This window comes from Burkholderia sp. FL-7-2-10-S1-D7 (assembly GCF_001524185.1).
GTDB lineage: Bacteria > Pseudomonadota > Gammaproteobacteria > Burkholderiales > Burkholderiaceae > Burkholderia > Burkholderia diffusa.
In genome coordinates, this window is the sequence record NZ_LOWY01000014.1 from 178,724 (window position 1) to 192,831 (window position 14,108).

General features: G+C 67.2%; 12 protein-coding genes. All 12 read right to left on the reverse strand.

Annotated features, from left to right (window positions below; genetic code table 11):
- Nucleotides 1-337: 337 nt before the first annotated feature.
- Nucleotides 338-2,452 (reverse strand): TonB-dependent receptor family protein, encoded by a 2,115-nt coding sequence (locus WS75_RS05320; protein WP_059679488.1) that lies wholly within the window; start codon nucleotides 2,450-2,452, stop codon nucleotides 338-340.
- A 171-nt stretch (nucleotides 2,453-2,623) separates the two neighbouring features.
- Complete coding sequence (locus tag WS75_RS05325; RefSeq protein ID WP_059679489.1) at nucleotides 2,624-3,055, reverse strand: DUF2946 domain-containing protein; 432 nt, start codon at nucleotides 3,053-3,055, stop codon at nucleotides 2,624-2,626.
- Entirely contained in the window at nucleotides 3,033-4,496 is a 1,464-nt protein-coding gene (locus tag WS75_RS05330) for a PepSY-associated TM helix domain-containing protein (RefSeq protein ID WP_059679490.1), read from the reverse strand. Before WS75_RS05330 ends, WS75_RS05325 begins: the two co-directional genes overlap by 23 nt.
- Nucleotides 4,497-4,745: 249 nt before the next feature.
- Nucleotides 4,746-5,231 (reverse strand): hypothetical protein, encoded by a 486-nt coding sequence (locus WS75_RS05335; protein WP_059679491.1) that lies wholly within the window; start codon nucleotides 5,229-5,231, stop codon nucleotides 4,746-4,748.
- A 147-nt stretch (nucleotides 5,232-5,378) separates the two neighbouring features.
- Entirely contained in the window at nucleotides 5,379-5,645 is a 267-nt protein-coding gene (locus WS75_RS05340) for a hypothetical protein (protein WP_059679492.1), read from the reverse strand.
- A gap of 355 nt (nucleotides 5,646-6,000) precedes the next feature.
- Nucleotides 6,001-7,446: an NAD-dependent succinate-semialdehyde dehydrogenase gene (locus WS75_RS05345; protein WP_059679493.1), complete on the reverse strand. Its 1,446-nt coding sequence runs from the start codon at nucleotides 7,444-7,446 to the stop codon at nucleotides 6,001-6,003.
- 164 nt (nucleotides 7,447-7,610) lie between these two features.
- Nucleotides 7,611-8,930 carry a c-type cytochrome gene (locus tag WS75_RS05350; RefSeq protein ID WP_059679494.1) on the reverse strand — a complete coding sequence of 440 codons (1,320 nt, stop codon included), beginning with the start codon at nucleotides 8,928-8,930 and terminating at the stop codon, nucleotides 7,611-7,613.
- A 15-nt stretch (nucleotides 8,931-8,945) separates the two neighbouring features.
- Complete coding sequence (locus WS75_RS05355) at nucleotides 8,946-11,180, reverse strand: xanthine dehydrogenase family protein molybdopterin-binding subunit (RefSeq protein ID WP_059679495.1); 2,235 nt, start codon at nucleotides 11,178-11,180, stop codon at nucleotides 8,946-8,948.
- Nucleotide 11,181: 1 nt separating this feature from the next.
- Nucleotides 11,182-11,637: a (2Fe-2S)-binding protein gene (locus tag WS75_RS05360; protein ID WP_059679496.1), complete on the reverse strand. Its 456-nt coding sequence runs from the start codon at nucleotides 11,635-11,637 to the stop codon at nucleotides 11,182-11,184.
- 141 nt (nucleotides 11,638-11,778) lie between these two features.
- Nucleotides 11,779-12,078, reverse strand: coding sequence for a putative quinol monooxygenase (locus WS75_RS05365; RefSeq protein ID WP_044843118.1), 300 nt, complete (start codon nucleotides 12,076-12,078; stop codon nucleotides 11,779-11,781).
- Between the two features lie 93 nt (nucleotides 12,079-12,171).
- Nucleotides 12,172-13,230 (reverse strand): NADP-dependent oxidoreductase, encoded by a 1,059-nt coding sequence (locus tag WS75_RS05370; protein WP_059679497.1) that lies wholly within the window; start codon nucleotides 13,228-13,230, stop codon nucleotides 12,172-12,174.
- 201 nt (nucleotides 13,231-13,431) lie between these two features.
- A complete protein-coding gene (locus tag WS75_RS05375; protein ID WP_059679498.1) occupies nucleotides 13,432-14,052 on the reverse strand; it encodes a TetR/AcrR family transcriptional regulator in 621 nt (206 codons plus the stop codon).
- Between the last annotated feature and the right edge of the window lie 56 nt (nucleotides 14,053-14,108).

The following is a 14,108-nucleotide window of genomic DNA, read 5'->3' on the forward strand; positions in this document are numbered from 1 at the left end:
CCGCCCGGCGAACGAATGGATCGGGAAAAGACGCTTTATGCGGGAAGTGAGTACCGTATTGATTGCGCCCCGCGCTGCGACGCGGGGCGGTCCGGGGATCGAATGCCATGCGACGAAGCCGCTCACTCCGTCGCTCACGTGCACCATCGGGCAATGCGCGAAAGCGCGTCGCGTGCAGCGGGCCGCGTGATCCACGCGACCCATCCTGCCCGCAATTCGATCACGACGAGGGTCGCGATGTTCAACGACCGCCGGTGCCGCCGATGCGTTCAAGCAGGGGAAGGCGAACGCTCATACCAACCTCCATGGTTCGAAGTGGTGGAATTCGCGTGCTTCGTCAAAACGCGTACCGCATGCCGGCAAAGACGCTGCGACCTTCGCCCGGGTAGAAGATCGCGTTACTCGCGGTGCGCGCATTCGCGACCGTGCTGATGTCGCTGACGTAACGTTTGTTGGTCAGGTTGCGTGCGTCGACGAACACGGACAGCCCATTGCGAAAGTCGTAGCCCGCCTGCAGCCCGAGCAGCGTGTAGCTCGGCACGCGCAGCGTGTTCGCGTCGTCGGCCCACGCACCCGATGGCACCCAGTCGAGTGTCGCCGCGATGTGGAAACCGCTCGGGCGTGCATAACCCAGCGTCGCGCGCAGCACGTTCAACGGCACGCCCGCGATCCGGTTGTTGCCGTACTGCGGGTCGTTCTTGAAGCGGAAATCGTTCAGGTTCCAGATGCCCGACAGCGTGACCGTGTCGCCCACGCCGCGACCGGTGACGTTACGCAGCAACTCGACCGACGCGCCGGCCTCGATGCCTTGCAGCACCGTCTTGTTCGCGTTGAACGTCGATGCCGGGATGTCCGGGTTCGTCGTGTACTGCAGCAACTGGTCGCGCACGAGCGAGCGATAGGCGGTGACGTCCCAGCTCACGCGCTCGCGCGAGCCGCGCGTGCCGAACTCGAGCGTCCACGCGTGCTGCGACGCGAGCGGCGTGAAGCGTGTCGTGCCAGAAAAGGTCTGCGTCAGGTCGGTGAAATCGGGCACGTCCTGGCTGCGCGTGATGTCGACGTACGCCTGGGTGTTCGCATCCGGCTGCCACAGCAGCCCGAGCTTCGGATTGACGCCGCTGTAGCTCGCATTCGTCGACTTGTAGTTCGGGTCGCGCGGCAGGCCGCCGTTGTCGATGTACTCGCGTACCGAGTGCAGTACCTTCACGCCGGTCATCAGCGCGACGGTCGGCACGAAGAACAGCCGGTTCTCGACGTACGCCTCGTAGTTGAACGCCGTCTGCGTCGAGTCGAGCGTCTGCGCGCCCTTGTCGCCGTTGACGTTCACGTACTGGTTCGCCTGCGTGCGGCCGCCGAAGAAGCGCGCACCGACGATCAGGTCGTTGCGCATCCCGCCGAGCTTGAGGTGCCCCGTGTAGCGCGGGGCGAAGCCGTAGGTCCAGCCGTCCTGGTCGAGCGCCTGGAAGATCGGGTGATAGAGGCTCTTGTGGATCGCCCACGTGTCGAACTGCAGTTCGCCCGAATCGAGCTTCACCGTCGTGCGGTTCGCGATCCGCTCGGTGCGCGTGTTGCGCGCCTGGTCGCCCGACACCGCGCTCGGCGCAGCCTTGGTCGGATTGTTCAGCGCGTCGGACAGCGACAGCGTGCCGGGCAGCAACTGGTCGACCACGTACACGCCGACGTAGAAGCGCGTTTCGACCGTCGGGCTGAAACGGTAGCCGACGTTTGCGTTGAACTGCTCGTATTGTCCCTTCGAATGATCGCGATAGCCGTCCGCATGGTTGACGCTAAAGTTCGCGAGGAAGTCGAGCGGGCCGAGCACGCGCGAGATCTGCGCGCTGGTGCGCACCGTGCCGTAGCTGCCGCCTTCCACGCGCAGGATGTTCGGCGCGTCGGCGGTATGGGCGGTCGGCGTGATGAAGTCGATCGCGCCGCCGAGTGTCGATGCTCCGTACGCGAGGCCGTTGCCGCCCTTGTAGACCTGCGCCGCCTGCAGCGCGAGCGGATCGATCTGGTAGTAGTCGCCGCTGCCGTCCGCGAGGTTGGTTGGAATGCCGTCCTGCAGAATCTCGAGGCCGCGCGTGTGATACGCGCGGGCAATCCCCGAGCCGCGGATCGACAGACGCAATTCCTGCCCGTAGCGGTTTTCGACAAATACGCCCGGCACGTCCTTCAGCACGTCGCGTAGCGTGAATGCGTAGGTGTTCCGGTAGCTGTCGGCGTCGACGAAACCGACCGAGCCGACCGTCTGACCGAGCGTGCGTTTCAGGTCGTCGGTCGATTTCGACGTCAGCGAATCCTCCGCGCGGGTCGCGTTGACGTTGATGGCGGGTAGCGTCGACGCGGCCGACGCTTCGGTCGGCGCGGCGGCGCTTTGTGCGCATGCGCTCGAGGCGAACAGAACGGAGATCGCACCGGACAGCGCGACGGCAATACGGGTCAAGGGAAACATGTCGTTGTATGTATGGTTATGGTGAATGCGAAACGGATACGGTGCGCACCACGGTCGGCGGCCAGTCGCTGCACGCGCTTGCGCGCGGGCTCGGCATCTGGCATCGGCGTGGGCGGCAATCTGTGCGAACGACGTCGGCACGGTCGTGCGTCGGCTCGTTCGAGAAACGCGTCAGGCGCGAGCGGACGGCGGCCCGCGCGCGGCGAGCGCGTAGCGTTTCGACGGGAATCGGGTAGACGGGATCGGCAGTTCGGGCAGCGCGTGCCGCAGGGCCGTGGGGGCAGGGAAGGGCACCGCGTATGACAGCGGTGGATGGCCGGCGAGCAGGCCGCAATAGCCGCAGCGGTCGAAATGCCGGTCGGACGGCGAATCCGACGGCGCATGCGTTTCCGCGTGCGCCACACGCGTGTTGCCGGTTGCCGAGCAGATCGGCGCGGCCGGCAAGCCGTCATCGGATGCGGCCGCGCGCAGTTGCGAGATCAGCGGCGCGACCAGGGCGAGCACGAGCGCGAACAGCCCGAGCCACCCCGTGGCCCGGGCTTGCCGTGTCGGCGCGCGGCGTGTGCCGGCGCGCGACGATTCAGGCGGCTGCGCGTGCCGCACGGCCGAACAGCAGACGGTCGATCAACCAGACTGCGACGATCGTCGCGCCCATCAGCGGAAAGACGATGCCGAGCAGCACGAGCCCCGCGATCCAGCCGCGCATCGGCGGCGTGCCGCGTTCGCGCGACGGCGCGCCCAGCTTCCCGGCCGGGCGGCGCTTCCACCACATCACGGTACCGGTGACGGCCATCGCGGCCAGCCCGAGCGACAGGACCGCGCAGATGATCTGGTTCGCGAGCCCGAAGTAGCGGCCCATGTGCAGCGATGTGCCGTACGACACGGCTTGCGATACCGCGCCGTAGTCGTCGTAGCGGATGTCCTTCAGCACCGCGCCGCTGTACTGATCGATGTAGATCGTGCGTTCCGCCTTCGGGTCGGCCGGGAAATACGACGCGGTGAACACGCCGTCTGCGCCGGAAGGCAGCGCGAGCGTATAGCCGCTCGTCACGCCGAGGCCGGCGACCGTCGCGATCGCGCGGGCCAGCGGCAGCGGTGCCGGCGTCGGCGCCGACGGCGAGCGCGGGACGGGCACGTTGCCGACCGCCCACGGCGTTTGCGGCAACGGCAGGTCGTCCATCACCATCCCCGGCATCGCATCGCCGGATGCGTGGTGATGGCCGGACGGCGCAGCGGCCTGGGCAGGCGCGGGCACCGCGGCAGCACCCGGGCGCGTCGAGCGCACCGACCCGCCGCCCCATGCGCCTTCCGGCGCGCCGAGGTTCACGGTCGCGGCCAGCGCCTTGAAGTTCTTGCCCCACGAGCCCGACCACGGCAGCCCCGTCAGGATGAACGCCACCGTGCCGGCTGCGAGCCAGATGCCGGCCGTCGCGTGGAGGTTTTTCCACAGCGGCCGGCCGCGTAGCGACAGGTCGGGACGCAGCGCCTGCCCGACGCGCGCCGCGCCTCGCGGCCACCACAGCGCGATGCCGGTGCCGATCATCACGAAGGTCCAGCACGCGGCGAGCTCCATCAGCAACTCGCCGGTCTTGCCGAGCAGCAGCTTGCGATGCAGCATCCGGTCGATCTGCATGAAGCGGTTCTCGACGCTCAGCGTGCCGAGCACGCTGCCGTCGTATGGGTTCACATACACGCTCTCGCGGCTGCCGTCGCGCAGCCGGAACACGTATTCGGCGCTGCGGTCCGGCGCGGTCGAGACCTGGACGGACACCGGCGTCGCGGCGGCCGGCATCGCGGTGCGCGCCTTCGCGAGCAGCGTGTCCGGATCGAGTCGCGGCGTCGCGCGCGGGTTGACGATCAGCCGGTGCGGATACAGCAGCGGCTCGATTTGCGGCTGAAAGCAGTAGAGCGTTCCCGTGATCGCGAGGATCACGAGAAACGGCATCACGAACAGGCCGGCATAGAAATGCCAGCGCCAGAGCGTCCGGTAACCGGCGCTGGCGGAACGGGCGGGCGAAAGGGCCCGCTCGACGGTGGTCGACATGGTGTCAGCTCCTCGTGTTCGTCGATCGGTCTGGCCGGCACGCGGCCGGCCGCCGTCGACGCGCGGCACACCCGCATGCGCACGGCGGCCGAACGGACGACGACACGTCATGCGCGCGCGGTCATGGCGCGCATGGCGGCGTCGCCAGAACGGCGGGCGCTGTCGGGTGATCGCTTGAATCGGATGATGTGAAACGAACGGCGTGACGATCCGCGCACGTCGACGTACGCGGGCCATCAGGCAAATCGATCAGCAGAACAGAGGAGGGGCGCGGCAGGGCGGGCGATCGTCGAGTACCGACCGCACGACGCGAGGGATGTCGAATTGAATCCGGAACCGTTGAGGTGCCGCGGCGGGAAACAATAGAGCCAGCAGCGCGACCGACGCCAGCGCCGTGAACAGCGCCGCACCGAACGCACAGAGGCCGTCTTCGCCGGCGGACGACGCTGCTTTGCCGGCGTGTGCATCGTGCTTCAGCGCGCCGGCGAGCGCGAACGCATCGTTGGCCGGCGTGATCGGCGCACCCGCCTCGAATCGGGCGGCGAGTGCTGCCACGTCGACGAGCAGCGGGCCGCGCCCCGAACACAGCACCACCGAGCCCGCATCCGGACCGTCCGGATCGAGCATCACGGCGCCCGACATCAGCGCGCGGGACAGCAGCGTTACAAGGAGGAACCCCCACAGAAGCTGTCGCGCGACGCCTTGCCGGAGCAGGAAGCGGCGAAGTGCGTTCATGGCGCGCGATTGTACATGGGTTTACTGGCAGGGAAAGACTGCCGCGCCAATGGCCGGTATCAGTCGTTATCGAACGCCCCCAACAGTGAAAAGGCAGAACGTTACCGAAGCTCGATCGGCCCCGGATTCGACGCGGAATTGTTCGATTTACGTGCCGCCAATGCAGCGCTGTTGCGACGGCGCCCCCGAGATCCTCCGGTTATCACGCTGCGGCTCGATCGCTTCAACCACCTGCAGCGCATGACTCAGGCGCTTGTGTTCAATGATCGCGCCTTCATCGACCTCTGCCAGCTTCGTCAACTCCAGCCGTTCGCCCGCACGCCGTGGCTTGAGCTTGCCGTCGGCCACGTCCTGAATGAGCTTGAATCGGTCCAGCTCGCGCATCGTCATCGTGATCCGTTCCGTTGCAGCCATCGAAGCCTCCAGCGCTGGATTCCCAGCGGCCAGTCAGCTTACGACGGGTCGAAAAGCGGACATTTGAACTTAGCCAGAAGCGGACATTACAACTTAGCCGCTACAACATGAATTGTCGATAATTCACGTTATGTAAAATTATGAAAACGACGAAAAGCCATCCCAGCTTGGCCGCCCAGCTCGCCTCCCAGACTCCCCAGGACGCCAATCACCGCTCACAAGCTGCTCGCGTTCAACTATTGCGTGGCGACCGACGACGCGGAAATAACAAGGCCGGGCAAAACGCCCGGCCTTCGGCAACGCTACGCCGCATGCGCGCCGCGCAAACGGCGGCACGCTCGCGCTCGAACGGTCGTCAGACCGCCATCACCGTCACCGACTTCGTGACGAGGTACGGTTCCAGCGCTTCCGGCCCGCCTTCCGACCCGTAGCCCGAATCCTTCACGCCGCCGAACGGCATTTCCGGCCACGGCGTCGCGGGCTGGTTGATCCACAGCATCCCGACTTCCAGGCGCTGCGTCAGCAGGTGCACGTTCGCGAACGAACGCGTGAACGCATAACCAGCCAGCCCGAACGGCAGACGGTTGGCTTCGGCGATCGCGTCCTCGAGCTTGTCGAAACCGCGAATCGCCGCAACCGGGCCGAACGGCTCGTTGTTGAACACATCCGCTTCGAGCGGCACGTTCGCGATCACGGTCGGCGCGAAGAAGTTGCCTTCCGAGCCGATCCGTTCACCGCCGGTCTCGATGCTCGCGCCGACCTTGCGCGCGTTCTCGACGACCGATGCCATCGCGGTCAGCCGGCGCGGGTTCGCCAGCGCGCCGAGCGTCGTGCCTTCCTCGAGGCCGTTGCCGACCTTCAGCCCCTGCGCATGCTGGACCAGCGCGCGCGTGAATTCGTCGCGAATGCTGTTGTGCACGAGGAAACGCGTCGGCGAAATGCACACCTGGCCGGCGTTGCGGAACTTCGCGCCACCGGCGGCCTTCACCGCCAGCGCGACATCCGCGTCCTCGGCGACGATCACCGGCGCGTGACCGCCCAGTTCCATCGTCGCGCGCTTCATGTGCTGGCCCGCGAGCGCCGCGAGCTGCTTGCCGACCGGCGTCGAGCCCGTGAACGTCACCTTGCGGATCACCGGGTGCGGAATCAGGTAAGACGAAATTTCGGCGGGATCGCCATACACGAGACCGATCGCACCGGCCGGCACGCCCGCGTCGACGAACGCGCGCAGCAGCGCGGCCGGCGACGCCGGGGTTTCTTCCGGCGCCTTCACGAGGAACGAGCAGCCGGTCGCGAGCGCGGCGCTCAGTTTGCGCACGACCTGGTTGACCGGGAAATTCCACGGCGTGAACGCCGCGACCGGACCGACCGGCTCCTTCACGACGGTCTGCTGCGCGCCGAGATTGCGCGGCGGCACGATCCGGCCATACACGCGGCGGCCTTCATCCGCGAACCATTCGATGATGTCGGCTGCCGACAGCACTTCGACACGCGCTTCCGTCAGCGGCTTGCCCTGCTCCTGCGTCATCAGCTGCGCGATCGTGTCGGCGCGCTCGCGCACCAGCGCGGCCGCCTTGCGCATCGTCGCCGCGCGCTCGTGCGCGGGCACCTTGCGCCATGCTTCGAAACCGCGCTGCGCCGCGGCCAGCGCGCGATCGAGATCGGCGATGCCCGCGTGGGCCACCTTGCCGATCGTCTTGCCCGTCGCCGGGTTCACGACGTCGATCGTCTTGCCGCCCGCGGCGTCGACCCACTCGCCGTCGATCAGCAGTTGTGTATCCGTATAAGTTACGTTAGCCATCCAGACACCCCAGTTTTGCGTTCGATAAAACGCGCGCTGCCGCGAACGGCCGCACGCCGGTTGACAGAAAGCACTGCGTTGCCGGGCGCCCTGCACCCGGCAACGTTCGACGACGCGCACGCGGCACGCATGCCCGTCGTCATCCGCCACGTGCGGCCGCGCACTCAGCGCGCAGCCGCCGTCGCCTTGCGGAGTTTCGCGACGTCCGCCGCCTGCACCGCCGGCGCGCCATTGTTCCAGCCGGCGCGCATGAACGTCAGCACGTCGGCGATCTGCTGGTCGTTCAGCTGATTCGCGAACGCCGGCATCGGATACGCGGACGGCACGCCGCCGATCACGAGCGACTCGCTGCCGTTCAACGTCACGTTGATCAGCGACGATGCATCGGTCTCGAGCACGTTCGGATTGCCCGCGAGCGGTGCAAGCAGCGGCGCGTAGCCGCGACCGTCCGCGCTATGGCAATTCAGGCAGTAAGCGTTATACACCTTTGCGCCCGGATCGTTCGCCGGCCGGCCCAACGCGACCTGCGTCGGCTTCGGATCATAACGGTAAGGCGGCGCGCCCGTGCCGCCCGCCGCCGGCAGCGATTTCAAATAGCGGGACATCGCCGCGAGATCGTCGTCGGTCAGTTCCTGCGTGCTGTGGTTGATCACGCTGACCATCGAGCCGAACGCGGTCGCATGCTGGTTCGCGCCGGTCTTCAGGAATTGCACGACATCCGCATCGCTCCATCGGCCGAGCCCGGTATTGTGCTCGCCGGTCAGGTTCGACGCGAACCAGTTGTCGATCGGCGCGCCCGACAGGAACGCCGAGCCGCTTTCGTCCAGCGCCTTCTCCTGGAAGCCGACGCCGCGAGGCGTATGGCACGACCCGCAATGCCCGAGCCCCTGCACGAGGTACGCGCCGCGGTTCCACATCGCATCCTTCGCCGGCTTGTCGGTGTACGGCGTCGTGTCGAGGAACACCGCGTTCCACAGCGCCAGCGGCCAGCGCATGTTGAGCGGCCACGGAATGTCGGACGCACGGTTCGCCTGCTTTACCGGCTCGACGCCGTGCATGAAGTACGCGTAAAGCGCCTTCACGTCGTCGTCGCGCAGCTTTGCGTACGACGGATACGGCATCGCCGGATACAGGTGATGGCCATCCTTCGCGACACCCGAGCGCAGCGCGCCCGCGAACTCGGCCTCCGTATAGCCGCCGATGCCCGTGTCCGGGTCGGGCGTGATGTTGGTCGTGTAGATCGCGCCCATCGGCGTGATCATCTTCAGGCCGCCGGCGAACGGCGCGCCGCGCGGCGCGGTGTGGCACGCGACGCAATCGCCGGCCTTCGCGAGATACGCGCCGCGTGCGACCAGCGCGCTGTCGGCGGGCGCCGTTTGCGCGGCGTGCGCCACCGTGCCGGCCATCAGCGCGGACAGCGCGATCAACGATGCGCCGAGCTTGCGAGCGGCGCGATTCAGACTGTTCGGGGTGAGGTTTCGCATGTTCGTTCCCTCCCCTCAGGCCGTCTTCAACTGGTTGCCGACCGGCAGCTTGCGCAGCCGCGTGCCGGTTGCCGCGAAGATCGCGTTAGACAGCGCCGCGGCCGTCGCAGCGGTGCCCGGTTCGCCGATTCCGCCCGGCGCCTCGGCGCTCTTCACGAGATGCACCTCGATCGGCGGCGTTTCGTTGATGCGTATCATCCGGTAGTCGTTGAAGTTGCTCTGCACGACGCGGCCATCCTCGATTGTGATCTCGCCATACAGCGCGCCCGTGATCCCGAAGATGATGCCGCCCTGCACTTGCGCGTCGATCGTGTCCGGATTCACGGCCATCCCGCAGTCGACCGCGCACACGGCACGCTTGACCTGCACTTCGCCGCCCTCCACCGCGACATCGATGACGATCGAGAAGAAGCTGCCGAACGCATGCATCACCGATACGCCGCGCCCTTGCCCCTTCGGCAGCGGCGCGCCCCATCCCGCCGCCTTCGTCGCGACGTCGAGCACGTTCAGCGCGCGCGGCGTCTTGCCGAGCAGCGCGCGGCGATATTGCACGGGATCGGTCTTGGTCTGCGCGGCCAGTTCGTCGATAAAGCTCTCGACGACGAAGGTGCTGCGCGTCGGGCCGACGCCGCGCCAGAATGCGGTCGGCACGTGACGCGGCTCCTGCCGCACGTAATCGATCAACTGGTTCGGCAGGTCGTACGGCAGGTCGGTCGCGACTTCGACCGCGTCGGGATCGACGCCGTCCTTGAACGCCGGCGGTGCGAAGCGCGCGAGGATCGACGAACCGACGATCCGGTGCTGCCACGCGACCGGCTTGCCGTTCGCGTCGAGGCCGGCCGAAATCCGGTCGTAGTAGTACGGCCGATACATGTCGTGCTGGATGTCTTCCTCGCGGGTCCAGACGACCTTCACCGGCGCGTTGACCTGCTTGGCGATCTTCACGGCCTGGCCGATCATGTCCGTTTCGAGTCGCCGGCCGAAACCGCCGCCGAGCAGGTGGTTGTGCACGACGATCTTCTCCGGCGGAAAGCTCGTGAGCCGCTGCACGGTGTCGACCGCGCGCGTCGGCACCTGCGTGCCGACCCAGATCTCGCAGCCGTCGCCGCGCACGTGCACCGTGCAGTTCACCGGCTCCATCGTTGCGTGCGCAAGGAGCGGCTGTTCGTAGACGGCGTCGATGCGGGTCTTCGCATTCGCGAACGCCTTGCCGACGTCGCCGTCCTTGCGCGCGACCGCGCCCTTCCCGTTCGCGGCGGCCTGCGCGAGATCGGCGACGATGTCCTTGGTCGACACCTTCGCGCCCGCGCCTTCGTTCCACTTCACGACGAGCGCCGACGCGCCGCGCTTCGCGGCCCACGTATGATCGCCGACCACCGCGACGGCGTTGTCCGCGCGCACGACCTGACGCACGCCCGGAATCTTCTTCGCGGCAGTATCGTCGACGCTCGCGACCGTGCCGCCGAACACCGGGCTGTTCACGATCACCGCGTACAGCATGCCGGGCAGACGCACGTCGAGCCCGAACTGCGCGGTGCCATCGACCTTCTCCGGCGAATCGAGCCGCTTCAACGGCTTGCCGATCAGCTTGAAATCGGCCGGCTGCTTCAGCGCGACGTCCTTCGGCACCGGCAGCTTCGACGCGGCGTCCGCGAGTTGGCCGTACGATGCGCGCCGGCCGCTCGGGAGATGTTGCACTTCGCCGTTTTCCGCCCGGCAGGTGGCCGGATCGACGCTCCATTGCTTCGCCGCCGCGGAAACCAGCAGCGTGCGCGCGGTCGCACCCGCGCGGCGCAGCGGTTCCCATGCGTAGCGCACCGACGTCGAGCCGCCCGTCAACTGGCCGCCGAGCAGCGGATCGAGGAACAGCTTCTCGTTGGGCGGCGCATGGTCGAGCGTGACGTTCGACAGCGGCACTTCGAGCTCCTCGGCGATCAGCATCGGCAGCGCCGTGTAGACGCCTTGCCCCATCTCGACCTTCGGCATCACCAGCGTGACCTTGCCGCTGCGATCGATCTGCACGAACGCGTTCGGCGCGAATACGCCGGCGCGCGCACTTTCGTCCGCGTCGCCGCCGATCACCGAGCGCCGTGCGTCATCGCCCGCTGCCGGCATGCTGAAACCGAGCAGCAAGCCGCCGCCCGCCGCCGCGCCGAGCGACATGCCCGCCTTCAGAAACGTTCGGCGCGACATGCCCGCCCCGGCCGCCTGCCCGGCGACCTTGCCTGCTTCGATCAGTCCTCGCGACATGTCACGCTCCCTTCGCGGCTTGCTTGACGGCCGCGCGAATCCGGTTGTACGTGCCGCAGCGGCAGATGTTGCCGGCCATTGCCGCGTCGATGTCGGCGTCGCTCGGGTTCGGGTTCGACGCGATCAGCGCCGTGGCCGCCATCACCTGCCCGGACTGGCAGTAGCCGCACTGGACGACGTCGAGCTCGCGCCACGCTTCCTGAACCTTCTGCCCGGCCGGCGTCGCGCCGACGGCTTCGATCGTCGTGATCTTGCGGCCCGCGACGGCCGCGACGGGCAGCACGCACGAGCGTGCGGCAACGCCGTCGAGATGGACGGTGCACGCGCCGCATTGCGCGATCCCGCAGCCGAATTTCGTGCCGGTCAGGCCCACGACGTCACGCAGGACCCACAGCAGGGGCATGTCGTCGGGGGCGTCGACCGTACGGTTCTCGCCGTTGATATTGAGGGTGACCATTCAAACTCCGAGGCCAGTGTGTTGGGGAAGCGGCACGAACGATTCGCTGCGCCGCGTTGTCGTTGTCATTGCCGTCGCGTCATGCGTGACGGCTGCCGCGCGGCCCGGGCTCGAGCGAGCCGCGACGACGGTGTCGCGCCGTCACTCGGCCACGTCGATGCCCGACAGCACCTTGATGACGGGCGGCGCCGCGAACCAGTCGGCCGACTTCACGCGGAATTCGGTGAAATGCGGGCTGGCGAGATGCGCGTCGAATGCGGCCTGGTCGTCGTAGATCTCGTACAGGTGCAGGTTCGGCGAACCGTCCTGCTCGCGGAACAGGTCGTAGCGCCGGTTGCCCGGTTCGACGCGCGTCTTGGCGACCATGCTGCGCAATTCGGCCTCGGCGGCCTGCGCGTGTTCGGGTTTCAGGAACAGGGAAGCAATCACGTGAAGCGCCATCTTGTCACTCCTTTCAAAACGGAATCGAGCATGCCACAAGCAGGCGTCTCGCGACGCCAGCGTGCAATCGTCGTGTGTCGTCTTGCGCCGGTGTCAGGCCAGTTCGTCCGGGCCCACACGCACGACGACCTTGCCGAAATTCTTGCCGGCGAGCAAGCCGATCAGTGCTTGCGGTGCTTCGGCGAGATCGGGGACCACATCTTCGAGCGTCTTCACCTTGCCCTGCGCGACCCACTCGCTCATCTCCTTCAGGAACGGCGCATAGCCGGTCGCATAGTGATCCAGAATGATGAACCCCTGCATGCGGATGCGCTTGCGCAGGATCGTGCCCATCAGTGCCGGCACGCGGTCACGGCCGCCCGATACCGCGGTGTCGTCGTACGCCGCGTCGTTGTAATGCGCGATGATTCCGCACACCGGCACGCGCGCATGATCGTTGAGCAGCGGCCACACCGCGTCGAACACGGCACCGCCGACGTTCTCGAAATAGACGTCGATGCCGTTCGGGCAGGCGGCCTTCAGTTTCTCTGCAAATTGCGGATCGCGGTGATCGACGCACGCGTCGAAACCGAGCGTGTCCTTCACGTACGCGACCTTGTTTGCGCCGCCCGCGATGCCGACCACGCGGCAGCCCTTCAGCTTCGCGATCTGGCCGACCACCGCGCCGACGGCCCCGCTCGCGGCGGCCACGACCACGGTTTCGCCCGCCTTCGGCTCGCCGATCTTCAGCAGCCCGGTGTACGCGGTGAACCCCGGCATGCCGAGCACGCCGAGCGCATGCGACGGATGCGGGAAGTCGCGGCCGAGCGGAATGAGATCGCTGCCATCGGACAGCGAATAGTCCTGCCAGCCGCCGCCCGCGACGACCAGGTCGCCTTCGCGATACGCGGGCAGGTTCGATGCCACGACGCGGCTGACCGTGCCGCCGACCATTACGTCGCCTAGCTGGACCGGCGGTGCATACGACGGCGCGTCGCTCATCCGGCCGCGCATGTACGGGTCGAGCGACAGCCAGACCGTGCGCAACAGCACCTGGCCGGCGCCGGGCACCGGCACGTCGAGGGTCTCGGTACGGAAATCGTTCGGGGTGGGCGCGCCGACCGGGCGCGCGTTCAGGATGATTCTGCGGTTTGCTGCCTTGCTTTGCGGCATGGGAACCTCCGTCAACAGGATGGGACGTGCACCGGGCACGATCGGATCAACTTGGACAACCGTGATGCGAGGCTGCGGGCCGGGCCGGCCAGTCGGCCGGCGGAGCCGCAGCCGCGCGGGTAAGGCAACGGGAATTCTGTTTAAGTAGACCAGTCGTCTAGTATTCAACCAAAAAACAAGGCGCGCCTGCGCGCGCCCACGTTACGACAGCGCTCCGTCTGGCTCGAAGGACGGCAGGTTCAGCATCCGCCGTGTTTCGAGCATCGCGCGTTCGAGCGATTTGCGGTTCCGGTGGATCTTCTCCAGCAGCGTCGCACCCAGCCACAGCTCGTAAAGGATCGCGGCCGTATGCGCCGGATCGTCGACGCCGCTCAGCGAACCGTCGGCCAGCCCGGCCTCGATCCCGCCCGCGAGCCGCTCGATGATCTGGTCGGTGCCGCGCCGCAGCACCGCGCGCATTGCCTCCGACAGATCGGACACTTCCGCGCCGAGCTTCACCGCGAGGCACTTGCCTTCCGGATCGTCCGCGCACTGCGTGTGCAGCCAGTTGCCCCAGTACGTCATCAGGCGTTGCGCGCCCGTGCCGGCCTGTTGGCCGAGCAGGTTGTCGAGATGCTCGAGATAGCCTTCGAAATACGATTCGAGCAGCGCCTCGCCGAACGCCTCCTTCGAGCCGAAGTAATGGTAGAACGAGCCCTTCGGGATGCCCGCCGCGGCGAGAATCTCGTTCAGACCGACCGCCGAGAACCCCTTGTGGAGCATGATCGGCTTCGCGATATTCAGAATGTGATGGCGGACTTCCGCGCCTGAAGATGCATTCATGATGGCGTATCTTAACAACGATTAGACCGGTCGTCTAGCAGCGTCGAGCCGGCAAG

What these genes read in the sequence shown, in the direction of transcription:
- WS75_RS05340 (WP_059679492.1), bottom strand. Translation starts at nt 5,645, where the DNA reads ATGGCTGCAACGGAACGGATCACGATGACGATGCGCGAGCTGGACCGA.
- WS75_RS05335 (WP_059679491.1), bottom strand. Translation starts at nt 5,231, where the DNA reads ATGAACGCACTTCGCCGCTTCCTGCTCCGGCAAGGCGTCGCGCGACAG.
- WS75_RS05330 (WP_059679490.1), bottom strand. Translation starts at nt 4,496, where the DNA reads ATGTCGACCACCGTCGAGCGGGCCCTTTCGCCCGCCCGTTCCGCCAGC.
- WS75_RS05365 (WP_044843118.1), bottom strand. Translation starts at nt 12,078, where the DNA reads ATGGCGCTTCACGTGATTGCTTCCCTGTTCCTGAAACCCGAACACGCG.
- WS75_RS05360 (WP_059679496.1), bottom strand. Translation starts at nt 11,637, where the DNA reads ATGGTCACCCTCAATATCAACGGCGAGAACCGTACGGTCGACGCCCCC.
- WS75_RS05370 (WP_059679497.1), bottom strand. Translation starts at nt 13,230, where the DNA reads ATGCCGCAAAGCAAGGCAGCAAACCGCAGAATCATCCTGAACGCGCGC.
- WS75_RS05355 (WP_059679495.1), bottom strand. Translation starts at nt 11,180, where the DNA reads ATGTCGCGAGGACTGATCGAAGCAGGCAAGGTCGCCGGGCAGGCGGCC.
- WS75_RS05320 (WP_059679488.1), bottom strand. Translation starts at nt 2,452, where the DNA reads ATGTTTCCCTTGACCCGTATTGCCGTCGCGCTGTCCGGTGCGATCTCC.
- WS75_RS05345 (WP_059679493.1), bottom strand. Translation starts at nt 7,446, where the DNA reads ATGGCTAACGTAACTTATACGGATACACAACTGCTGATCGACGGCGAG.
- WS75_RS05375 (WP_059679498.1), bottom strand. Translation starts at nt 14,052, where the DNA reads ATGAATGCATCTTCAGGCGCGGAAGTCCGCCATCACATTCTGAATATC.
- WS75_RS05350 (WP_059679494.1), bottom strand. Translation starts at nt 8,930, where the DNA reads ATGCGAAACCTCACCCCGAACAGTCTGAATCGCGCCGCTCGCAAGCTC.